Here is a 22151-nt window from a genome sequence, read left to right as displayed (position 1 = left end):
CGATGGTTGGTGTTGGTTTTACCAAAGGTAACCTCTGATTTAGGGTAAGTTAGTGTGTCTTCGTCCTGAGTATATTGATAACCTGTGGTTATTAACTAATAACTGTTTTCGGAGTGACTGGTGATGAAGCTTGTTGCCGTGCTGGGCACGATCATTCTTGGGTGGGTTTTCACCGGATCAGCTTTGGGTAATGAAACACCAGCAAGGCCGGAAACAGTTCCTGTTGAGCGCAGTGAGCTTCAGGAAACACTGGTTCTTGATGGTGTGATCGAGGCAGTTCAGCAGAGCACCGTGTCCGCACAAACCAGCGGTACTGTGCAGCGTTTGCCCTTTGATGTGGATGACTCAGTGGTCGCCGGCGACCTGATTGTGCAACTGGATGACAGTGAGCAGCGCGCCCGGGTCAACCAGGCGCAGGGTGGTCGGGACGAAGCAAGAGCCGCTCTCGAAGATGCTCGGCAGCAGTTTGACCGAATTGAAGCTGTGCACGAGCGTGGCCTTGTTTCGCGGCAGGAGTTTGATCGCGCCAGGAACAATCTGGCGGGCGCCCAGGCACGGCTTGAGCGCGCTGAAGCGGCCTTGGCAGAAGCCCGCGAACAATTGAGTTATACCCGTATAATCGCGCCTTATGGTGGCATACTGACAGAACGTCACGTGGAAATCGGCGAGTCCGTCAGCCCCGGACAGCCCCTGCTTAGCGGTCTGTCTCTGGAACAGCTGCGGGTTGTTGTGGACTTGCCCCAGCAGTACGCAGACCTTGCCCGACGCGAGCGTCAGGCACAGGTCACACTTGCCGATGGCCGGGTTCTGGAAACCGGAGCGATGACGTTTTATCCCTACGCCAATCCAGCCACTCATACCTTCCGTTTACGCATGCGCCTGAATGAGCCCAACGGATCCCTGTTTCCGGGCATGTTGGTCAAGGTCGGTGTTCCGGTTGCGACTCGTGAGGCACTCTGGATTCCCGCCGGCAGCCTTGTCCGTCGCAGTGAACTGAGGGCGGTTTTTGTGCTGGACGAGCAGGGCCGCCCGCGGTTGCGCCAGGTTCGTACTGGCGTTCAGCAGGAAGGCCAACTGGAAATCCTGGCGGGCCTGAGCGAGGGCGAACAGGTTGTCATCCATCCCGGTGAGCTGGTTGGTACAGATCGCCTGAATACGCCAGCAAGCCCCGTCTCTGGCGAGAAGGCGAATAAGGAGGCAGGGAATTGAGTCGCGAATTGCCTCCGGTCGGCCCTTCCGGGGCGATCGCCCGGATTTTTCAGGATAATCATCTAACGCCTTTGCTGGCGTTGCTCTCCATCATTCTGGGTGTGCTTGCGGTTGTGGTGACGCCGAAGGAAGAGGAGCCGCAGATAGATGTCACCATGGCAGATATCATAGTGGCTTTTCCGGGCGCCAGTACTCAGGAAGTAGAGAGCGCTATCGCAACCCCGGCTGAACAGGTGATGAGCGAAATTGCTGGTATTGAGCACGTGTATTCTGTGTCCCGCCAGGGTCAGGCCGTTATTACTGTGCAGTTTGAAGTTGGCATTCCACGAAAGGAAGCGCTGGTTCGGCTTTATAATCAGGTGTATTCGAACCAGGACTGGTTGCCGCCGGATCTGGGCGCCACTCAGCCGGTCATCAAACCCAAAGGCATTGATGATGTACCGGTGATGACACTGACCCTTTATGATCCGGTCAGTGGGCATACTGGAGAAGAAATCACCCGCCTGGCCCATATGCTGGAAGTTGCGCTCAAGCGGGTGCCCGGAACCCGGGATGTTTACACCGTGGGTGGTGTGCCCGACCGGGTTGATATTCATTTCGATGCGGCTCTGCTTGCCGGATTTAACCTCACCCTCAGCGATATTCGCGATGCTCTGAGAACGGCCAACAGCAGCAGCCAGGAAGCCCGTATTACCCGCGATAACCTCTCCATTCCGGTACAGGCCGGCACGCTGCTGGAGAACGTAGGCGATGTGCGCCGCCTCGTTGTCGGTATGCACAACGGCGCGGCCGTGTATCTGGACGATGTGGCAAGGGTCAGTCGCGGCGGTACGGTTGCAGACCAGAGCGTGATGACCGGTTTCGGGCCGGCAACGGATGCAGGCAGTGTTGGTCAGCCTGGCGATGTATATCCTGCAGTGACGCTTGCAGTGGCAAAGAAACCCGGGCAAAACGCCGTGGATATCACCACTGCAATCGAGCAGCGGCTGAAGCAGATTCGCAATCGCGCTCTGCCGGAAGGCGTGGAAGTTATTGTTACCCGGGATTATGGAAAAACCGCTTCTGCGAAGGCACAAAAGCTCATATCTGATTTGATATCCGCTACTCTGTGCGTGGTGTTGCTGGTGCTGGTGGCCATGGGCTGGCGCCAGGCGCTGATTGTGGGTGTGGCGGTACTGATCACGCTGCTACTGACGCTGGTATTCTCTTGGGTCTGGGGCTTTACACTCAACAGGGTTTCTCTGTTCGCCCTGATTTTCTCCATCGGTATTCTGGTGGACGACGGCATAGTGATCACGGAAAACATCAACCGCCGGATTCGCAATTCCAACCACCCACTAAAGGACATTATTCCGGTGGCGGTGGACGAAGTGGGCACGCCTACCATTATGGCCAGCCTGACCATTATGGCGGCTCTGTTGCCCATGGCGTTTGTAACCGGCCTGATGGGCCCTTATATGAGCCCCATCCCCATCAACGCCTCCGCCGGCATGGTGCTGTCCCAGATTGTTGCCTTTGTGGTTGCGCCCTGGCTGGCGCTTCGGTTGTTGAAGCGAAAAGCAGGCGAAACCGCCACGGAAGCTGAAGGAGCCGGCAGTTCCGCCGATGGCGTCAGCCCCATGTCCATGAAAGTATTCGGAGGCATACTCACGCCGTTTCTGGGTGAGCACCACTGGCGTCGTCGCTTTCTGGCCCTTGGGGTGATCCTGCTCACTTTGACCGCAGCCTCCTTGCCAGGGTTTCAGGCAGTGATCATGAAAATGCTGCCCTTCGACAACAAATCCGAGCTTCAGGTTGTGGTTGATATGCCCGAAAGCGCGCCGGTCGAGCAGACCCAGCGGGTGCTTATGGAAATGGGGCATTATCTGGAAGGCGTTGACGAAGTGACCAGTTGGCAGAGTTATGCCGGCACGGCCGCGCCCATCAATTTCAACGGTTTGGTACGCCAGTATTACCTGCGCAGCGACCCCTACCAGGGCGATATTCAGGTTAATCTCAGCGATGAAAGTGTGCGATCGCGGCAGTCCCATGACATAGCTCAGGCGCTGAGGGATCCGCTGACCGCCATCGGCAAGCGTTACGACGCCAGCGTCAAGATTGTTGAAGTGCCGCCGGGGCCGCCGGTGTTATCGCCCTTGGTGGCGGAAATCTACGGCGCGGACGCTGACCAGCGCGCTAGGCTGGCACGCTCGGTTGCAGCGGGTATGGCTGAAGTGCAGGGGCTGGTGGATATCGACACGACGCTTGAAGCGCCCACTCGCCAATGGGAAATTGAAGTAGATCGCGCCCGGGCGGCTCGCCTTGGCGTTTCCCAGGCCCAGGTCGTTGAGGCTTTGCAGATGGCACTGGGAGGTATGAGCGTCAGCTTTTTGCACGATCATCAAGCTAAATACCCCGTACCTATCCGAGTAACTCTTGAGGACGCCGACAAGGCGCAGCCATCGGTTCTTATGTCCTTGCAGGTGCGCAACCGTGCCGGAAATCTGGTACCCCTGGCCAGCATTGCACAGGTGCGAGAAGCCGACTGGATGGGCGCTATTTATCACAAGAACCTGCTACCGGTGACTTACGTGACCGCTGATATGGCGGGCGCGGTAGATTCACCTCTGTATGGTATGTTTGCCATGGTGTCGCGCCTGAACCGGCAAGAAGGCGCTCCCGAACAGTACTTTATTGATCAGCCACCCTTGCCGGAAAAAGGTACGCTCAAATGGGATGGTGAGTGGCAGATTACCTACGAAACCTTCCGGGATATGGGGGCCGCTTACAGCGTAGGCATATTCATGATTTTTGTGTTGCTGGTGGCGCAATTTCGTTCGTATATCCTGCCGTTGGTGATTATGGCGCCCATTCCGCTGACCCTGATCGGGATCATGCCCGGGCACGCGATGCTGGGCCGGGAGTTCACCGCAACCAGCATGATCGGGATGATTGCGCTGGCGGGCATTATCGTGCGCAACTCCATTCTGCTGGTGGTGTTTATCCAGCAGCTTCTGGAGGAGGGCGTTGAGTTGGACAGGGCCGTGGTTCTGGCGGGCGCTGTGCGCATCAAGCCGATCACCCTGACGGCCATATCGGCGATGGTGGGCGCTTACTTCATTCTCAATGATCCGATCTTCAACGGGCTGGCAATTTCTCTGATATTCGGACTTGCGCTTTCCACCCTGTTGACTGTTGTGGTGGTGCCACTGTTGTATTACACGTTGGCCAGGCGTAAGTGGGTCTAGCTGCCCGTCCAGTAACGTTGCATTTTCATAAACAGGAAAGAAGCGCTCCAGGTAATCAGCACCAACCCTGTGAGACCTTCGGTGCCAGTCAGAAAGCGCAGTGCACCAATGGGCTCGATATCACCATAGCCAACGGTGGTGAAAGTGCTGAAAGAAAAGTAAACGCAATCCAGAAAGCTTCCGTTGAAGTTGCCTGTCAGCGAGCCCCACGCATCGGCGTGGTGCATGAAAAAGTAGGCTGCAGCAAAAACCCACACCTGTGCCGTGTGCGAGAGCAGTACGCCAAGAACGGCAACGACCAGACGAAAGTGATGACGGGAGTGCATTTTAGCCAGTATTCCGCTCAGGCGGACAAGTGCCTCACGGTGCATAAGCACAACGATGACCACAATGAAGGAATTGATCACTGTGGCGCTAAACAGGTTGGCATAATCTTCTGAGAACAAACGTATAGTACTCCTGAAAGTACTTTTGAATACTGGTCCTGAGGCGTCTTACAAGACACCTCAATGATAGCACCCGTCCTGTGACGGAGCTTTATTTACCTTAGCTGGCTAACACACGATGTCCAAACGACTTATACCCGTAATTATTCTGGCAGTCGGTGTTCTGGGTTTCCTGTTCCTGAAAATGACTCGCCCGGAGCCGGCACAAGTGAGCGCAACCGAGCGCAGCTGGCGGGTGCAGGTTCAGGTTGTTGAGCCGGGACCGCACACACCGATGTTGCCATTGTACGGCGAGGTGGTCGCACCGGAACAGGTGTCGGTGGTTGCCACTCTGGCCGGTCGCGTTGGTGAGCGGCCAGTGGCCGAGGGGCAGCGGGTGAACGCCGGTGATCTGCTGGTCGCTCTGGATGCTCGCGACATTGAACCGGTGCTGGCCCAGGCGAAAGCCCAGGTGGCCGATCTTGAGGCGCAGATCCGCTCTGAACAGGTGCGCTACCGCAATGATCAGGCCGCGCTGAAAAGCGAGCAAGCGATTCTGGCCAATGCACGTCGGCAGTTGGAGCGCACCCGCTCACTGGTAGATCGTAACCTTGCCTCCCGTGAGAACCTGGAGAGCGTAACCGATGTTGCCGCCAGGGCCGAGCTCACCGTCAGTATTCGCCAGCGCGCCATTGAAGAGCATCCGGCGCGGCGACAAAGCCTGGAGGCCCGGCTGGCCCAGGCTGCGGCAACGCTTGCGACCACCCAGCGGGATGCGGAACGCTCCCGGGTTACTGCCCCGTTTGATGGTGTGGTGACGGATGTTCAGGTGGCCGTGGGCGATCAGGTATCCCGAAACCAGAAGCTGCTCTCGGTCTATGCCATAAAGGGCCTCGAGCTTCGGGCCAGGGTGTCCGATATGTATCGGGCCGAGCTGATTGGCGCCTTGGCAGAGGGCGAGAATCTTTTTGCATACAGCGATCAGCGAGAGATTCGCTTCCGGTTCGAGCGCTTCGCCGGTACCAGCGACCCTGCCGGAACCGAGGCGATTCTTGCGGTGGCCGGCGACGCCGCGGGTTTGCGCCCGGGCGCCCTGCTGCCGGTCAGCCTTGAGCGCCCGGAGCGCAGGGAAACCGTAGCCGTTCCCTTCACCGCCTTATATGGCGCAGACAGCGTGTACCTGATTACAGACGACAACCGCATGCGGCGCGTTATCGTCGAGCGGGTGGGCGAAGCGCTCTCCGCCAATGGCGAACGCCGCCTTTTGATTGCCGGTGAGGCACTGAAGCCAGGCGCGCAGCTGATTGTTACCCATCTTCCTAATGCCCTGACTGGCCTTAAAGTGAACGTTGCCGACCCGGATGAAGGTAAAGGGAGCGCCGCACAATGAGGCGCGGAAAAGGCATCATAGTTTTTTTTGTACATCACAAGGTTGCTGGCAACCTGGTGATGTTGATGATGCTGCTTGCCGGTGCCTTGGCTCTTACCCGCATGAACGTTCAGTTCTTTCCCACCTTTGCGCTGGATGTGGTCAGTGTACAAGTGGTCTGGAGCGGTGCCTCGGCGGAAGATGTGGAGCAGGGCATAACCAATCCGCTGGAGCAGCGCCTGCGCAGCGTGGACGGGCTCAAGAAGATGACCTCCACCTCGGCTCAGAGCGTGGCGTCCATCACTCTGGAGTTTGAGGAAGGTACCAATCCGATTACCGCACTGGATGATGTACGCCAGCAGGTGGATGAGTTCAACAACTTTCCTGCAGACGCCGAGGAGCCGCGGGTTGCCCGGATCGAACGCTACGAGCCTGTCGCCCGGATGCTGGTGTTCGGTGATGTTGACCGCAGCGAGCTGCGAGCCCTGGCCTACCGCTACGAGGACGAGCTCCTGCAACAGGGCATAGACCGGGTGTCTTTCAGAGGCTTGCCGGAGCAGCAGATCAGCATTGAGGTTCCGGTGGAAAGGCTGGAGACGCTGGGACTGACGCTCGGGCAGATTGCCGAACGGGTGGCTTCGGTTTCGCGGGATTTGCCCGCCGGGATAATGGCCCAGCAGGACGCGGCCCGTGAGCTGCGATCCGTAGAGCAACGGCGCAGCCCGCAGGCATTTGAATCCGTGCCCGTGCTCAGCGGTGAGCGAATTCAGCTGCGCCTGGCGGACATCGCCGATGTCCGCCAGGAAGATCGCGACAGCCAGGTGTCCCTCACCCGCAATGGTTTTCCGGCCATTGAGTTGCAGTTACAGCGATCGGAAAATGGTAATTCCCTGGCTGCGGCAAAGGTTCTGCGGCAATGGCTCGACGAGACACGGGCTACGCTGCCGCCTTCGATACAGTTGGAGGTTTACGATGAGACCTGGCAACTGCTGAACGATCGCATTTCGCTTTTGACCAGCAACGGCCTCAGCGGCCTGATCCTGGTTGTGTGCCTGCTGTATCTGTTCCTTCCGGGGCGCGTGGCATTCTGGGTGGCAGTGGGAATTCCGACGGCCTTTCTTGCGGCTCTGGGTGTGCTTTGGCTTATTGGTGGCTCCATCAACATGATCTCCCTGTTTGCGCTGATCATGGCGCTGGGGGTGATTGTGGACGATGCCATAGTGGTGGGTGAGGATGCGGACGCTCACGCCCGCATGGGTGAAGCCTCCATTTATGCCTCGGAAGGTGCAGCCAAACGCATGGTGTGGCCGGTGCTGGCCTCGTCGTTGACCACCGTCGCCGCCTTCATGCCGTTGCTGGTGGTGGGCGGCGTTATCGGCAATATTCTCGGTGATATACCGGTGGTCATGATCTGCGTACTTATCGCCTCGCTGCTGGAGTGCTTCATTGTGCTGCCAGCGCACCTGCGGCACGCCTTCAGCCCCCGGAACACGGGTAAAGGTACGCAGGAACCTGCGCGCCCCAGCCGTAACCCGATTGCGCGTTTTCGCGCTGGCTTCGAGCGCTGGTTTGATCGCTTTCGCGAAGGCCCGTTCAGACGATTTTCCCAGCGCAGTCTGGAGCACCGGGGCATCACCATGGCCTGCGTTCTGGCCTTGGCCCTGGTCACCGTGGGGCTGCTTGCCGGTGGTCGCCTCGGGTTCAACTTTTTCCCGACACCGGAGCCCTCGGTTCTCTACGCCAATGCCAGTTTTGTTGCGGGCACGGACAGCGAGACCGTTAACCGTTTTATGGCCGATATGCAGAAGGCACTGAATGAGACGGAAGTGGCGCTGGGGGGCAACCTCGTATTGCACGCGGTTACCACGGAAGGCGCCACGCTTGGCGCAGGCGGAAGCTCCCGGGCCGGTGATGAGCTGGGCTCCATCATGATTGAACTTGTGCCTTCGGATCGGCGCCCGGTGCGTAACCCGGAATTCATCACGGAATGGCGCAGCCGTCTGGACCTGCCCGCCGGGCTGGATAACCTGGCCATTTCCGAGCGCCAGGCCGGGCCTCCGGGCCGCGATGTGAATGTGCGGCTGACCGGTGACAACTCGGAAAACCTGAAGTCTGCCGCAGAAGAACTGGCGCAGGCGTTATCGACGCTGCCCGGTGTGCTGGATGTGGAAGATGATATGCCTTGGGGCCGGGAACAGCTTATCTATCAGGCCAGTGCCTATGGCGAAGCGCTGGGCCTCACCACCACCGATTTGGGTAGCCAGCTTCGCGCAGCGTTCGATGGCCGGATCGCCCAGATTTATCAGGACGGTCGTGATGAGATGGAAGTGCGGGTGCAACTGCCCCGGGATCAGCGCGAGCGTTTGTCTACCCTGTCGCGCGTGACCGTGCGCATACCCGATGGACGCTTCGTGCCACTGGGACAGGTGATGAACCTGGATCATCGCCAGGGTTTCGAGGCTCTGCGTCATGCCGACGGCAATCTGTCCGTGGAAGTGACCTCCGCCCTGAACACCCGGGTAAGCACCACGGCGCAGATCCTCGAGAGCCTGCAGGCTGATGCTTTGCCGGATATTGCCAGCCGCTACAACGTTCGCTACAGCTTTGAAGGCCGGTCGGCGGACCAGCGGGAAACCATTGCCGATATGAAAACCGGCCTGTTGATCGGGGTGGCGTTGATGTACGTGATACTGGTCTGGGTGTTTTCATCCTGGAGCCTGCCGCTGATCGTGATGGCGATCATTCCCTTCGCCCTGGTAGGTGCGCTGCTGGGCCACTGGCTGATGGGGCTGCAGCTCACCGTTTTATCACTGTTCGGGCTGTTTGGCCTGGCCGGTATTGTGGTGAACAATGCGATCATTCTGGTGTCTTTCTACAATCAGCAGCGCCAAAAAGGGCTGGGCATTGACGAGGCGCTGAACGAAGCGGCTGTGCAGCGGGTGCGTGCCGTACTGCTGACTTCACTGACCACCATTGGCGGTTTGCTGCCCCTGTTGTTTGAAACCTCACTGCAGGCGCAGTTCCTGATCCCGATGGCCACCTCCATTGCCTTTGGCCTGGGGCTCTCAACGTTTCTGGTGCTGTTGGTCATTCCTGCCCTGTTATCCTGGCTGGAGCAGTTCCGGGAATGGTGGGCCAGCCGTCACGGTGGGGAGGCAGAGCCACTGGGAGCAGCGGAATAATAAACGGCAGTAAGGAGCGGAACCTGTATGACTGAATCTCTGCTGGCTGTTCGGGGTCTGAGCAAACATTTCGTCAGCGCTAACGAAACCGTCCCGGTTATCGAAAAACTGTCGTTTACGCTCGGTCAGGGCCAGTCGCTGGCGCTGACAGGTCGCTCCGGCTCTGGCAAAAGCACCCTGCTGAACCTGCTATGCGGCCTGGAGTTGCCAGATGCCGGTACCATCGTTCTGCATGACCGGGTTTTTGAGGCGCGCGGTGCTGCGGCGCGTCGAACCGTAACGGCCTGGACGACATTGCGCCGGCAGCATATTGGCGTGGTGTTTCAGGAGGCTAACCTCATGCCCGCGTTGTCATTACTGGAGAATGTGCGGTTTCGGGCCCAGCTTGCTGGCCGTGATCCGGCCAACAGCGAAGACTGGCTGACACGCCTGGATATCGGTGAGCTGGCCCGGCGCTATCCGGATCAGGTGTCCGGTGGTCAGCGCCAGCGCGCCGCTCTGGCCATGGTGTTTGCCATGGAACCGGCCCTGATTCTGGCGGACGAGCCTACGGGGAGCCTCGATCGTCATACCTCCGATGAGGTTGCCCGGGTGTTGTTCGATCTTCAGGTCCGTTACGGCTGTAGCCTGATACTGGCTACTCACGATGCCGAACTTGCTGCCGGTTGCCAGCAGCGCCTGGATCTTGGCCACCTGAACGCCGTATGAAAGGCTTTCTGTCTCTCTTGCCGCCTACCTTCCCCGCCTTATTCCTCCCCCGGGCCCTGCTCAGCCATTATCGCCGTCATCCCCTGCAACTGCTTGCTCTGGCGGCCATGATTGTTATTGCAACCATGTTGTGGACGGGTATGAATCATCTCACCAGCCAGGCCAGAGCAAGCCTGGATCAGAGCGAACGGACCGTAGCGCAACGCCAGCAGGTGATGCGAGACGATGGCCGGGCTTTGGTGGTTGAAGACTTTGTGTCACTTCGCCTTGCCGGTGTGTGCATTATGCCCTGGCTGGAGGTAACTCCCGAAACCGGTAGCCGCCTTGTGGGGATTGATCCGCTGGCCGCCCATTGTTTCGGTGCCGGAACCGGCGCATCTCAGGCGCTGGATCAGCCTCTGGATGGCAAACCGTTTGTGGATATGCACGCCGCAGCCAGCATCAGTGCCCGCGATAGCCATTTATATCTGCTGACACCAGAAACAACCCAAGCCACAGATCTGCCAGGTGGTTACTATCTGAAAACCTTCTCAGCCAGCCCGGACACCGGCGAACTCGGCGACAGCTTTGTGCTCAATCTCGAAGCTCTGGGTGTGTTGGTACTGCTGATCACCGCGCTGTTATTGCGCAGCGTTTACTTGCTGGGGCTGGCTCAGCGCCGGGACAGCTTTGCCCTGCTGCATCGGCTTGGCGTGCCAGCCGGGCGAGTTCAACGTTGGCTGGCGCTGGAAATTCTTGTGCTGGCACTGGTCAGTGTTGTGCCGGGCGTGTGGTTGGGCCGCTGGCTGGCGGCAGGGCTAGGGAGCGGGTTTGGGCAGGCTCTTGATGGGCTGTTCGATATTCCTCTTTATGCCGGCCAAGGGCAGGGGTGGATAACGCCGGTGCTGGTTATGCTGGCTGTGGTGGTGATTGCCTGCCTGGGGGATCTGCTTTTACTCAGGTTCCGCGAACGTTTTTCCTTGCCCCAGCCCGCACGGGCGGCGCTGGCGATCGCTTTGCTTGCAGCCGGGTTGGCCATGGCCTGGCTGGCGCCCTCGCTACCTTGGGTGTTTATTGCGGTTGCTTTGGTTTTCGCTGGTGCCGGCTGGCTAACACCGGCTGCTGTCGCGCATCTGGCCCTTTGGCGCGCCGGTCGTTCAAAAGCTCCGCTCGCCCGGTGGCGCTTTCGGGAGTTAGCCGTGCTGGTTCGTCGCCTGACGTTACCACTGGTTGCCTTGCAGTTTGCTTTGGCCATGGTGCTTGCAGTGCAGGCTTTGGTTACCACTTTTGAAGACACCTTTGATCGTTGGCTGGGGCAGCGACTGGAAGCCGCTTATTACATTGAAGTGCCCAGCGGGACTGACGGGCACAAAGCTGCGGCATGGCTCACCGGCCAACAAGCGAGCGCTCCCGGCCTGCAGTGGCACAGAGTGATTCGGGGCAAGGCCCAACTGGCAGATGCGGAGAATCCTGGCGGCCCGCAAGTGGATGTATTGGCGGTTGCCCCTGTGGGCTCTCTGGTGCGCACATGGGCGTTGCTGGAAGCGGCAGTTCAGCCTTGGGAAGCTCTGGCCTCCGGTGAAGGTGTGATGATTAACGAGCAGCTGGCGCGCCGGCAGAATCTTGGGGTTGGCGACAGTGTGCAGTTGACTCTCGGCGCTCAGCCACGGGCCCTGGCTGTACTGGGAGTCTACCCGGACTATGGTCGCCCGGTGGGTGAAGTGCTTCTGAATGCTGCAACCCTGCCCGATAATTTCGACGTCCGTTTCGAGAGCTTGCCCGTGACGCCCGGCGAACTTGGAATTACGCAGATTACCAGTGCACTTGAACAGATCTGGGGCGTGAATGAGTTATCCCTGAGAGACAATGGCACCATCCGCGAGCTGGCCACCGGTGTGTTTGATCAGACGTTTGCGCTCACCCGTGCGATGACTCTGCTTACCCTGATTCTGGCAGCCTCTGCGTTGCTGATGATGGGTTGGGTATTTTTCTCTACCCGGGCCTGGTACTTCCGGCTGTTGGTGGTCTGGGGCATGTCGCAGCGCGAGGTTGCAGGCCAGTTGCAGCGGTTGGCGCTTTTATTAACCGGAGGTATCGCCGTATTGGCCTTGCCTCTGGGTATCTGGCTGACCTGGGTACTGGTGCACCGGATCAATCCTTTGGCGTTTGGCTGGTCGCTGCCGATGGCGGTGTACCCGGCGTTCTGGCTGGAGCTGGCTGTTCTTAACCTGGCCATCGGTCTGAGTATTGCTGCGCTTATGCGCCGGCAACTTGGCAGACCCGCTGTTGCGCCTGTATCTGCCAGCGCTTTGATGGGAGGTGAGCGATGATCCGATACGTCGGTTCTCTACTGCTTTTCTCCTTGTTTGCCGGCTGCTCCAGCGACGCCGGGGATGAAGGTTTTGCCGGTCTTGCAGGGCTTGAGCAAGGCACCATAGCCGATACGCCTTACTTGCAGCCAGGCCCCGGGGATCGGCTGAGCTTTCCTGCCGATTTCGGGCCGCATCCGCAGCACCGCATTGAGTGGTGGTACCTTACTGCAAATCTTGAAACTGACGCGGGTGAGCCGCTAGGGCTGCAATGGACGCAGTTCCGCCAGGCACTCCAGCCCAGAGCTGCAACCGAGCCTGTGCCGGCTGCAACCGACTGGCCGCTGCAAGCTGCCTGGATGGCTCATGGCGCGGTGAGCTGGAGGGGCCAACACTATTTTGCGGAAAAGCTTGCCCGTGGCGACATGGGTACGGCGGGAGCCACGGCCGTTCCGTTTCAGGTGTGGCTGGATAACTGGCGGTTGAGCGGCAACGCCGATAACGATCGCTGGCAACTGCAAGCTCTAGGTGAGGGTTGGAGCTATGATCTGACTCTCAACATTGAGGGCGCGCCCGTCGCTCACGGGGAGCAGGGTTTCAGCGCCAAATCCGCCAGTGGCGAAGGCTCGATGTATTTCAGCCTGGTGGATATTGCCGTTACGGGCGAGGTGACGCTGGAGGGCGAGGTGCTGGCGGTCAGGGGAAAGGGGTGGTTCGATCGGGAATGGAGCAGCGAGCTGCTGAAAACCGGGCAGAAAGGCTGGGACTGGTTTGCACTGCATCTGGATAGCGGCGATAAGTTAATGGCGTTCCGTTTGCGGGATGAAAACGGGAGCTTTTTATCAGGCACCTGGCTTCCCGCAGAAGGTGATCCCGTGCCATTAAGCTCTGAAGAGTTGAGTCTTAAGGAACTGGATCGGCGCAAGGGCGTACCTGTGCGCTGGCAGCTCAGCATTCCGAAGTATCAAACAGACCTGGAGCTGAATGCACCACCCGGCGATTATCTTAACCGGGGGCTTTACCCCTATTGGGAAAGCCCGGTCAGTGTGTCAGGCAGTCATTCTGGCGCGGGTTACATGGAACTGACCGGTTATAAAGCGCCGTGAAACGGTTAGCCCGGATGGCTGCCTGTTGCAGGGTTTACACAACCCGGGTGCTTATTCGACCGCGGTCGCGCCGATACGGTGAACACTGATGTCCGCACCGTTGAACTCTTCCTCCTCGGTCAGGCGCAGGCCTGAGATGGCGTTCACCGCCCCATAGACTATAAAGCCGCCAACAAAGGCCACGATCATGCCTGCAACGGCGCCGATGATCTGGGATATCAGGCTCACACCACCGAGTCCGCCCAGGGCCTCCTGGCCAAAGATACCGCAGGCAATTGCGCCCCAGACACCACAAACGCCATGCAGAGGCCACACGCCGAGAACATCATCCAGTCGCTCGATTTTGTCCTGGGCCCATTCGAACAGATAAACGAAAACACCGCCCGCTACGGCGCCTGTAACAAGAGCACCAACGGGGTGCATAAGGTCGGAGCCTGCGCACACAGCGACCAGGCCGGCCAGCGGCCCGTTGTGAATAAAGCCGGGATCTTTTTTGCCCACCACCATGGCGACCAGAATGCCACCAACCATAGCCATGAGACTGTTCACAGCTACCAGACCACTGATGCCATCAAGGGTCTGCGCAGACATGACGTTAAAACCAAACCAGCCGACGGTCAGGATCCAGGCACCCAGAGCCAGAAAAGGAATGTTCGATGGGGCGAAGGCCACCACCCGGCCATTGCGATAGCGTCCTTTTCGGGCGCCAAGCAGAAGGATAGCGGCCAGTGCGACCCAGCCACCCATAGCGTGCACCACAACGGAGCCGGCGAAGTCATGGAATGCGGCACCAAACTGGTTCTCCAGCCAGCTCTGAAAACCATAGTTACCGTTCCAGATCAGTCCCTCGAAGAACGGATAAACCAGCCCGACAATCAGGCCGGAAGCGATCAACATGGGGTAGAACTTTGCGCGCTCGGCAACGCCGCCGGAGACGATGGCCGGGATGGCTGCGGCAAAGGTCATCAGAAAAAAGAACTTGACCAGTTCGTAACCGTTATTGGTCGTCAGCTCAGCGGCTCCGACCATGAAATGGCTGTCGTAGGCTATGTAGTAACCGACGAAGAAGTAGAGCACTGCGGAGACGCCGAAGTCGGTCATGATTTTAACCAGGGCGTTGACCTGGTTTTTATGTCGCACCGTGCCCACTTCCAGGAAGGCAAAGCCGGCGTGCATCGCCAGTACCATGATGGCGCCGATAAGAATGAACAGTGTGTTGGCGCTTTCAGTCAGGGTGTGTACTGCACTCGTGAGGTCCACAGGTTTGCTCTCCTGATGTTCTGGTTATCAGCCTTTGGCGGGCTGTGTGCATTAACTGAGGGCAGAACCAGCAATAAGTGTTCCAAAACAATGCGAATTGCCGGGGGCTGTATGTTTGGCGGGAAACCGGGGCACAAAATCGAGGGTATGGGTATTATTTTCGCACCTAATCAATGCATTTTTTGCACGCGTGCACGAAATTGGGCGCTAGAGGTGTCTCTGGTGGCTACCAGGTAATAAGACCGTTTGAGTCCGGCTCGGACTTCGAACCTTCTCCAGGACTAATAGTGATGGGGCGGATATCGATGATGGCTTCGCGGTCCTTGGCATCTTTTTGAATAAGCTCACGAAGCCGCATTCCTTGCTTCTCCAAAGGTTCGGATAGATCAATGATAATCTCCACGCGGCGGTTTTTCGCGCGGTGTTCTGCTGACGTGTTTTTTACCCTGGGCTCAGTGTGGGCTAACCCTTTAACAGCCAAACGAGTGGGCTCAACATCACCGGTAGCCAGCAACACGTTGGCGACTGCTGCGGAGCGGGCTGTTGAAAGATCCCAGTTGCTGTAGAAGCGGACGTCCGACTTGGTATGTCGTCGGTATGCCCTTCCACCATCAGCTTGCCAGGCATATTCGCCAGCACTTTCGCCATCTCCAGAAGCAGGCCTTCGAACTCGCAGGTCAACTCTGCCGAGCCAGAGGGGAACGAGCCTTTCTCCTCTATTCGTATGACGATACGGTGCTGGTCCTGCACTCTTTCCAGGCGGCGTACCTGTGTAAATCAGACTCAACCAGTTTCAAGCACAGTGCAACTACGCCAACATCGTCTACAAAGCCGATGCCAACAATAAGATCGGGAATGAAGTCCAACGGGTTCATTACGTACAGAAGCGCGCCGGCCATGGCGGCGATGCTTTTCCACGGAACGTTGCGGTAGCTGCCGTTCCAGTAGTCCCGAATCATGGAAAACATCAGCTTGATGTCGGCGCTGAACCGCTTCAGATTGCCACTGCCTTTGACCTTTTCCTCTATGGATTTCTGTCGTTCCAGCAGAGCTTCCAGATCGGCACGGTTTACCTTCTCCGCTTCGGCATTCAACTGTTTGCGCGCATTCTTCTGGCTGAACAGAGCCATGAACAAGTGTCCTCTGTTGGAAAACGATGGATGGCCGGTCTGTATAATGTCACGAAACAGGCCCCTCCCAACTGCCCTAACGATCAAAGTGATACGCTTCGGGCAGTTGAAAAGGTTATCCGGACAGATCTCAACCTGAACGCAGATTTACATCTCTTGCGCCGTAGGGCGCAGGATAATCTCGTTGATGTCCACATCATGCGGCTGTTCAATCGCGTAGACAATGGCGCGGGCAACCGCGTCGGCGTCGATGGCGACCTTGTAGAGCTTTTCCGCCGCGTCTGCTGCATCGGGGTCGGTGATGGTGCTGGTCAGTTCGGTGGCTATTGCACCCGGTGAAATGTTGGTGCTGCGGATTTCGTCACCGGCTTCCATGCGCAAGCCTTCAGACAGGGCTCTGACCGCGTATTTGGTTGCACAGTAAACCGCACCGCCCGGGAACAGTTTGTGGCCAGCTACCGACGAGAGGTTGATCACGTGCCCGCTGTGCTGCTCCCGCATGGTCGGTAGCACGGCAGCAATGCCATACAAAACGCCCTTGATGTTAACATCTATCATCTGCTCCCATTCGTCTACCTTGAGGGCATCCAGCGGTGCCAGAGGCATAAGGCCAGCGTTGTTGATCAGGACATCAATACGGCCAAATTTTTCCTTGGCCGAAGCAGTGAGGCTTTCTACCTGTTTGCGGTCGGTGACATCGGTGACCTGCCACAGGACTTCGGCACCTTTTGCCGTCAGCTCGTCGGCCAACGACTTCAGGCGGTCTTCTCTGCGGGCGGCCAGTACCAGTTTGGCACCACGATCGGCCAGGCGACGGGCGGTGGATTCGCCCAGGCCGCTGCTGGCACCGGTGATGATGACAACCTTGCTGTTAATCGGGTCGTTGGTGTTGCTCATAGTATTTCTCCTGTTTGGATCAAAAAATTCTGATCAAGCGTTAGTTTCAAGTTCTTCCAGTGTGGGATAGTCGGTATAGCCGTGCTCACCGCCTCCGTAGAAGGTGCTGTCATCCCACTCGTTGAGAGGCGCATTCTCGCGGAAGCGCTCCGGCAGATCCGGATTGGCGATAAACGGCCGGCCGAAGGAAACCAGGTCGCAGCGGCCTTCGCTGATACGTGTGCGGGCTTCCTCGGCAGTGTAAGCGCCGTTGGCGATATAGGTACCCTTGAAAACGTTCTGGATCGCTTCGATCACTTCTTCCGGTCGACCGTTGGCATGATTGCCCTGGAAGGAATCCTCAACCACCTCAAGGTAAGCGATACCCAGATCGTTCAGATGTTTGGCAAAGGTGCCAAAGGTTTCAATCGGGTTGTTGTCGTACATGGCGTTAAAGCTTCCTGTTGGGCTAATACGAACGCCCACCTTATCTTCGCCCCACACATCAATCACAGCCTGAACGACCATCAGCGGTAGGCGCAGACGGTTTTCCAGGGAGCCGCCGTATTGGTCGGTGCGATGGTTGCTGCCACTTTTTAAGAACTGGTCCAACAGATAGCCATTGGCGGCGTGAACCTCAACACCGTCAAATCCGGCTTTCTGCGCGTTCAGTGCGCCTTGGCGATACTGCTCAACAATGCCGGCCATCTCATGGGTTTCCAGCGCTCGCGGCTCGGGCACATCCACCATGCCGGAGTCGGCACTGATAAAGGTCTTGGCACCTTCCGGCTTGATGGCGGATGGTGCAACCGGTAGCTGCCCATCCGGCTGCAATTCCGGATGCGAGATGCGGCCCACATGCCATAGCTGCATGTGGATGCGACCACCGGCGGAGTGCACGGCGCCGGTAACCTTTTTCCAGCCATTAATCTGTTCCTGAGAGTGAATGCCCGGTGTGAAAGCGTAGCCTTTGCCTTGCGGTGAGATTTGAGTTGCTTCACTCAGGATCAATCCGGCACTGGCCCGTTGCTGGTAGTAGTGGGCATTCATGTCATTCGGAATATCGCCCGGCTGGCTTGAGCGTGAACGGGTTAGCGGAGACATCAGAACCCGGTTAGGCAGTGTAAGGCCGCCCATATTCAACGACTGAAATAATGGATCATTCGGTTTTTGGTTGCTCATAAAATAGTCTCTTTTCGGATTAATGAAATTTAATTAGACTGGTCTACTAGCGAGTGTGCGAAAAAAAATCAATCGATGCCAAAGCACTGCTTGAAAAATACCCGGACAAACCGCTCCATCGGTTCTGTTGACTTCACAACCTTGGATCTCAGGATTGCGCCTTCCCAGCCCGACAGCAAGAAACTGGCGGCATCTGAAGGGGCAATGTTGGTACCAATATCGCCAGCGGTTTGTGCCTCGGCAATGCAGCGTTCCAAGCGCTTTTCCCAGCCGGAGAACACCTTTTCCAGCCGCACACGGAACAATTCATTCTGGCCCGCAAGCTCCTGGCCAAGGTTGCCAATGAGGCAGCCACGGGCGCAGTTGCAGCTGGCCATGTTGTCAAAGCCGGTATCGAAGTAAGCGCGCAGGCGATCAACACAGGAACGGCTACTGTCATTGAGAATTCGCTCCAGCTTCGCATCGTATTCCTCGGCGAAGGTGTCGATGATCGCAAGGCCGAAGTCATTTTTGCTGCTAAAGTAATGATAGAACGACCCTTTAGGCACGCCAGCAACCGTCAGTATGCCGTTAATGCCGGTTGCACCAAAGCCCTTGGTGCCGATAAGGTCGGCGCCGGTCTGGATGATGAGATTGCGTGTGTTGTTCGTCGTCATGGCGGCCATACTAGACCGGTCGTCTAGAGCGCGTCAACCTCTCAGTATCCGGGATAACCGTAACGCTTTAACCTTGGTTCTTTAACCATAACTCTGCCTGCAAGGAGATATCCTGTGATTAAATCCCGTGCCGCCGTGGCTTTTGCTGCCAATCAACCGCTGGAAATTGTAGAAGTGGATGTCGCACCGCCCCAAAAAGGCGAAGTTCTGGTTCGCATCGTGGCAACGGGTGTTTGCCATACCGATGCCTATACTCTTTCCGGTGCCGACCCCGAAGGCCTGTTCCCCACTATTCTGGGCCACGAAGGCGGCGGCATTGTGGAAGCTCTGGGCGAAGGCGTAACCGGCCTTGAGGTCGGTGACCACGTAATTCCGCTGTACACCGCTGAGTGCGGCGAGTGCAAATTTTGTACCTCTGGCAAAACCAACTTATGCGGTGCCGTGCGCGCAACCCAGGGCAAGGGCGTGATGCCCGATGGCACGTCCCGCTTCTCGTATAAAGGCGAGCCGCTTTATCACTATATGGGCTGCTCAACCTTCTCGGAATACACCGTGTTGCCAGAAGTTTCTTTGGCCAAAATTCCTAAAGAAGCACCTCTGGATAAAGTGTGCCTACTGGGTTGTGGCGTAACCACAGGCATTGGCGCGGTACTGAATACTGCCAAGGTTGAAGAAGGTGAAACGGTTGCGATCTTTGGCCTGGGTGGTATCGGCCTGGCAGCCATTATTGGCGCCAAAATGGCCAAAGCTGGTCGTATTATCGCGGTCGACATCAACCCGGGTAAGTTCGAGATTGCACAGCAACTCGGCGCTACTGATGTGGTTAACCCGAAAGATTACGACAAGCCCATCCAGGATGTGATTATCGAAATGACCGATGGCGGCGTGGACTATTCATTTGAATGTGTGGGCAACGTAAAGTTGATGCGATCGGCCCTGGAGTGCTGCCACAAGGGCTGGGGTGAATCCATCATCATCGGCGTAGCGGGTGCAGGGGAAGAAATCAGCACCCGTCCGTTCCAGTTGGTTACCGGCCGGGTCTGGAAAGGCTCAGCGTTTGGCGGCGTAAAAGGACGGACGGAACTGCCGGGCTATGTGGAAAAGGCGGAGAAGGGCGAAATCCCACTGGGTGTTTTCATTACCCACGAAATGCCCCTGGAAGACATCAACAAGGCGTTTGATCTGATGCACGAAGGCAAGAGCATTCGCACTGTGATTCACTTCTAAAGCTACTGGTTAACGCCCCTGGAGCATGAAGGTTTCGTACTCCAGGAGGTCAAATTTACGTGACAGCAGGGCCAGGCCGATAACGGAAGACAAGAATGTGGCGCCGGCATAGCCGTAACCGTAGAAGCTGGCGCCTAGCTCAATCGTCACGAGGGTAAAGATAAGGTTGCTGGAAAAGAAAATCACGCACAAAGATACGTTGATGTGGCGGGAGTCCAGATAGAACAGCACGTTCTGGATGGCCAGAAGAATAAGCTGCATGCTCACGGATACCAAGTCTATATAGAACATAGGCAGGTACAGTGGGGATATCCCAATAGCGGACAGCAGCTCGTCGCCCCAGATAAACAGAATGATCAGTGTAAAGCTCTGTACCTTGCAGATTTCGTAAATGCCACTCCGTGCTACGCGCACCATTTCATCGCGAAAACCATTGATGCGGGCCAGGGTGTCGCCCTCCCGCACGGCACTGTAAAAGCGGTCGTAGGCTTCGGAAAAGTCGGTCTCCATACGCACCAGAAATACCGCCATGCCCGGGATAATGGCCAGGTAGGCAAGGAATATCGACAGGTCGTAGATGGCCGATGCCCTGAGGGTTCCGATCACGTGCTGGGATGTGTCGGGGTGGAACCAGAAGATAAATTTGTCGGCCCACACCGCAGCATTAAACAGCAGGCCGGTCGCGATCAATGCGGGGAAAATCTGTGACCGGCGGGTGAAGTCGAAACCCACGGGGTTGTCACTGGGGTATTGCCGGATAATGGTGAACAGAAAACTGAACAACAACAGGCCGTGGCCCAAAAGCAAGCCGCCTAGCAAGCCTTCCAGGCCAAATCTGGCCAGCAGCAGTGATGCGATAATGGCGGTGGTGTAGCTTACGGCAAACAGGGCAACGATCAGGCCATAGGACTTCATGCCTGAAAGAAAGATGGTTACCGGCCAGACATTACACAACACCACGAAATTGGCCAGCATTAGCAGCTTGTAGAGAACGCTGGTGTCCGGCAATAGGAAGAGTATGGCCGGTAGACCGCCTGCCAGCGCCAGCAGGGTTGAGAGCCAAAGCACGCCCATCAGGCTGGGTAGTATCAAGTCGTTGCGCTTTTCATAGAGCCGGTCGGCAACCCAGCGTGTAAAGACGTGCTGGAACAACCCGGAGAGCGTCAGGGAAATCGCCATCAGGTAGGTCACGGATACCAGAAACTGGATAATCTCTATATCGCGAACCGACAGGCTGAGGCTGACGATACCAATCAGCATTACCCCGAGCACTGACAGCACCCAGGGGCCGGAGCTGATAATACTGGCCAGGCCGTAAGCGCCGAACAGGCTGCTCAGGTTGTCGCGCTTCAGAATGCGTCGGAGTTCAAACCCAATGCCTGCCATCAGTCTTCCCGGTACCCGGTTGAAATTGCGGTGTCGTAAATAGTGCGATAGGAATCAAACATGGCGTCCAGTGTGTAGTAGCGTTTTACGCCTCTCAGCCCTACGGCACTTGCCTGAGTCCAGAGCCGTTCATCCAGAAGCAGCCGAATCGCCTCCCTGGCGGTTGCTTCTGGATCAGCAATGGGAACGACTGCGCCGCTGCACCCCAGGTTTTTATCTTCATCGGTACCGCCTTCAATAAGTTCACGGCACGCGCCCAAATCCGTGGCCAGGCATGGAAGCCCGGCGGCCTGGGCTTCCAGAATAACCAGTGGCAATGCCTCTGAAATAGATGTCAGAACCATCAGGCCCAGTTGCGGCAGTATGTCGTTCACATTCTGGAAGCCCAAAAACTTCACGCAGCTTTCGAGACCCAAACTGCTGACTAACTCCCGACACTCGGTTACATAGGCCGGGTCTTCTTCTTCAGGGCCTACAATCCAGCCTTCGACGTTCGGAACAACCTCGTACACGGAGCGCATGGCCCGAATGAAGGTTTTGATGTCCTTGATCGGAACCACTCGGCCAACCAGGCCCATGACCATGGGTACGTCTTTCGGCCGGGCAGCGAGAGCGCCTTCGAAACGTTGCGGGTCAATTCCGTTTGGAACAATGTGGGTGCGGGCAGGGTCGGCACCGTCAACGAGTTGTGTGTGCCACAGCAATGCCGTCCGATCCTACAGGAGTTGAACGGGCTGCATGAGAAGCTGTTGAAGTGATGGGGGAACCGAACCCCCGGAGTCTGCCTGCAGGGGCTGGCTCCAAACCACCCCGAGCGGCATTGGCTGAAGACCGTTGTCGTAAGCATCGGGGGAAAAGGCTCACCCATGTGGTGTGTCAGGTAAGAGCCGAGAAGGCGAGTACAAGCGAACCATCGTTAA

General features: G+C 57.4%; 16 protein-coding genes and 1 pseudogene. 8 read left to right on the top strand and 9 right to left on the bottom strand.

Features of this window, described 5'->3' with window-relative positions; genetic code table 11:
* Positions 1 to 123 precede the first annotated feature (123 nt).
* The gene (locus ACN0V1_RS01680) at positions 124 to 1209 is read left to right on the top strand and encodes an efflux RND transporter periplasmic adaptor subunit (RefSeq protein WP_417543637.1); all 1086 of its coding nucleotides are present in this window, start codon (positions 124 to 126) and stop codon (positions 1207 to 1209) included.
* Positions 1206 to 4436, top strand: coding sequence for an efflux RND transporter permease subunit (locus tag ACN0V1_RS01675; protein ID WP_417543315.1), 3231 nt, complete (start codon positions 1206 to 1208; stop codon positions 4434 to 4436). Before ACN0V1_RS01680 ends, ACN0V1_RS01675 begins: the two co-directional genes overlap by 4 nt.
* Here ACN0V1_RS01675 and ACN0V1_RS01670 read toward each other — a convergent pair.
* The gene (locus ACN0V1_RS01670) at positions 4433 to 4858 is read right to left on the bottom strand and encodes a potassium channel family protein (RefSeq protein ID WP_417543636.1); all 426 of its coding nucleotides are present in this window, start codon (positions 4856 to 4858) and stop codon (positions 4433 to 4435) included. The two genes, ACN0V1_RS01675 and ACN0V1_RS01670, sit on opposite strands and share 4 nt — an antisense overlap.
* 142 nt (positions 4859 to 5000) lie before the next feature.
* Between ACN0V1_RS01670 and ACN0V1_RS01665 the strand changes: the two genes are divergently transcribed.
* From ACN0V1_RS01665 to ACN0V1_RS01645, 5 genes are read left to right on the top strand one after another with little or no spacing between them, the layout of a single operon-like run.
* Entirely contained in the window at positions 5001 to 6251 is a 1251-nt protein-coding gene (locus ACN0V1_RS01665; protein WP_417543314.1) for an efflux RND transporter periplasmic adaptor subunit, read from the top strand.
* Complete coding sequence (locus ACN0V1_RS01660) at positions 6248 to 9412, top strand: efflux RND transporter permease subunit (protein WP_417543313.1); 3165 nt, start codon at positions 6248 to 6250, stop codon at positions 9410 to 9412. Before ACN0V1_RS01665 ends, ACN0V1_RS01660 begins: the two co-directional genes overlap by 4 nt.
* A 27-nt stretch (positions 9413 to 9439) precedes the next feature.
* A complete protein-coding gene (locus tag ACN0V1_RS01655) occupies positions 9440 to 10120 on the top strand; it encodes an ABC transporter ATP-binding protein (RefSeq protein WP_417543312.1) in 681 nt (226 codons plus the stop codon).
* Entirely contained in the window at positions 10117 to 12429 is a 2313-nt protein-coding gene (locus ACN0V1_RS01650; RefSeq protein ID WP_417543311.1) for an FtsX-like permease family protein, read from the top strand. Before ACN0V1_RS01655 ends, ACN0V1_RS01650 begins: the two co-directional genes overlap by 4 nt.
* Entirely contained in the window at positions 12426 to 13514 is a 1089-nt protein-coding gene (locus ACN0V1_RS01645; RefSeq protein WP_417543310.1) for a lipocalin-like domain-containing protein, read from the top strand. Before ACN0V1_RS01650 ends, ACN0V1_RS01645 begins: the two co-directional genes overlap by 4 nt.
* A gap of 51 nt (positions 13515 to 13565) precedes the next feature.
* Here ACN0V1_RS01645 and ACN0V1_RS01640 read toward each other — a convergent pair whose 3' ends face one another.
* From ACN0V1_RS01640 to ACN0V1_RS01615, 6 genes are all read right to left on the bottom strand, one after another.
* Entirely contained in the window at positions 13566 to 14774 is a 1209-nt protein-coding gene (locus ACN0V1_RS01640; protein WP_417543309.1) for an ammonium transporter, read from the bottom strand.
* Positions 14775 to 15000: 226 nt separating this feature from the next.
* Complete coding sequence (locus ACN0V1_RS01635) at positions 15001 to 15561, bottom strand: OmpA family protein (protein ID WP_417543308.1); 561 nt, start codon at positions 15559 to 15561, stop codon at positions 15001 to 15003.
* Complete coding sequence (locus ACN0V1_RS01630; RefSeq protein WP_417543307.1) at positions 15491 to 15904, bottom strand: YkvA family protein; 414 nt, start codon at positions 15902 to 15904, stop codon at positions 15491 to 15493. The genes ACN0V1_RS01635 and ACN0V1_RS01630 overlap by 71 nt, the downstream gene beginning before the upstream one ends.
* Positions 15905 to 16051: 147 nt before the next feature.
* Complete coding sequence (locus ACN0V1_RS01625; protein ID WP_417543306.1) at positions 16052 to 16801, bottom strand: SDR family oxidoreductase; 750 nt, start codon at positions 16799 to 16801, stop codon at positions 16052 to 16054.
* Positions 16802 to 16834: 33 nt separating this feature from the next.
* A complete protein-coding gene (locus tag ACN0V1_RS01620) occupies positions 16835 to 17962 on the bottom strand; it encodes an alkene reductase (RefSeq protein ID WP_417543305.1) in 1128 nt (375 codons plus the stop codon).
* A gap of 68 nt (positions 17963 to 18030) precedes the next feature.
* The gene (locus ACN0V1_RS01615) at positions 18031 to 18618 is read right to left on the bottom strand and encodes a TetR family transcriptional regulator C-terminal domain-containing protein (protein WP_417543304.1); all 588 of its coding nucleotides are present in this window, start codon (positions 18616 to 18618) and stop codon (positions 18031 to 18033) included.
* 114 nt (positions 18619 to 18732) lie between these two features.
* On the opposite strand from ACN0V1_RS01615, the gene ACN0V1_RS01610 reads away from it, so the two are divergent.
* The gene (locus ACN0V1_RS01610) at positions 18733 to 19845 is read left to right on the top strand and encodes an S-(hydroxymethyl)glutathione dehydrogenase/class III alcohol dehydrogenase (RefSeq protein ID WP_417543303.1); all 1113 of its coding nucleotides are present in this window, start codon (positions 18733 to 18735) and stop codon (positions 19843 to 19845) included.
* A gap of 9 nt (positions 19846 to 19854) precedes the next feature.
* Here the strand turns inward: ACN0V1_RS01610 and pelG are convergent, their stop codons facing one another.
* Together pelG and pelF are read right to left on the bottom strand one after the other, a co-directional pair.
* Complete coding sequence (gene pelG, locus ACN0V1_RS01605; protein ID WP_417543302.1) at positions 19855 to 21231, bottom strand: exopolysaccharide Pel transporter PelG; 1377 nt, start codon at positions 21229 to 21231, stop codon at positions 19855 to 19857.
* A pseudogene (gene pelF / locus ACN0V1_RS01600) lies at positions 21231 to 21920 on the bottom strand (GT4 family glycosyltransferase PelF); the annotation flags it as partial. The pseudogene pelF and the gene pelG, both read right to left, overlap by 1 nt.
* Positions 21921 to 22151: the final 231 nt, after the last annotated feature.

Origin of the sequence: Marinobacter sp. (assembly GCF_048266785.1) — a bacterium.
Lineage (GTDB): Bacteria > Pseudomonadota > Gammaproteobacteria > Pseudomonadales > Oleiphilaceae > Marinobacter.
This window is presented reverse-complemented; position numbering and strand designations above follow the sequence as displayed.

Bases quoted from the DNA above. Each gene is read 5' to 3' on its own strand.
- ACN0V1_RS01645 (WP_417543310.1), top strand. From the start codon at position 12,426: ATGATCCGATACGTCGGTTCTCTACTGCTTTTCTCCTTGTTTGCCGGC.
- ACN0V1_RS01630 (WP_417543307.1), bottom strand. From the start codon at position 15,904: ATGGCTCTGTTCAGCCAGAAGAATGCGCGCAAACAGTTGAATGCCGAA.
- ACN0V1_RS01625 (WP_417543306.1), bottom strand. From the start codon at position 16,801: ATGAGCAACACCAACGACCCGATTAACAGCAAGGTTGTCATCATCACC.
- pelG (WP_417543302.1), bottom strand. From the start codon at position 21,231: ATGGCAGGCATTGGGTTTGAACTCCGACGCATTCTGAAGCGCGACAAC.
- ACN0V1_RS01655 (WP_417543312.1), top strand. From the start codon at position 9,440: ATGACTGAATCTCTGCTGGCTGTTCGGGGTCTGAGCAAACATTTCGTC.
- ACN0V1_RS01660 (WP_417543313.1), top strand. From the start codon at position 6,248: ATGAGGCGCGGAAAAGGCATCATAGTTTTTTTTGTACATCACAAGGTT.
- ACN0V1_RS01620 (WP_417543305.1), bottom strand. From the start codon at position 17,962: ATGAGCAACCAAAAACCGAATGATCCATTATTTCAGTCGTTGAATATG.
- ACN0V1_RS01680 (WP_417543637.1), top strand. From the start codon at position 124: ATGAAGCTTGTTGCCGTGCTGGGCACGATCATTCTTGGGTGGGTTTTC.
- ACN0V1_RS01665 (WP_417543314.1), top strand. From the start codon at position 5,001: ATGTCCAAACGACTTATACCCGTAATTATTCTGGCAGTCGGTGTTCTG.
- ACN0V1_RS01615 (WP_417543304.1), bottom strand. From the start codon at position 18,618: ATGACGACGAACAACACACGCAATCTCATCATCCAGACCGGCGCCGAC.
- ACN0V1_RS01650 (WP_417543311.1), top strand. From the start codon at position 10,117: ATGAAAGGCTTTCTGTCTCTCTTGCCGCCTACCTTCCCCGCCTTATTC.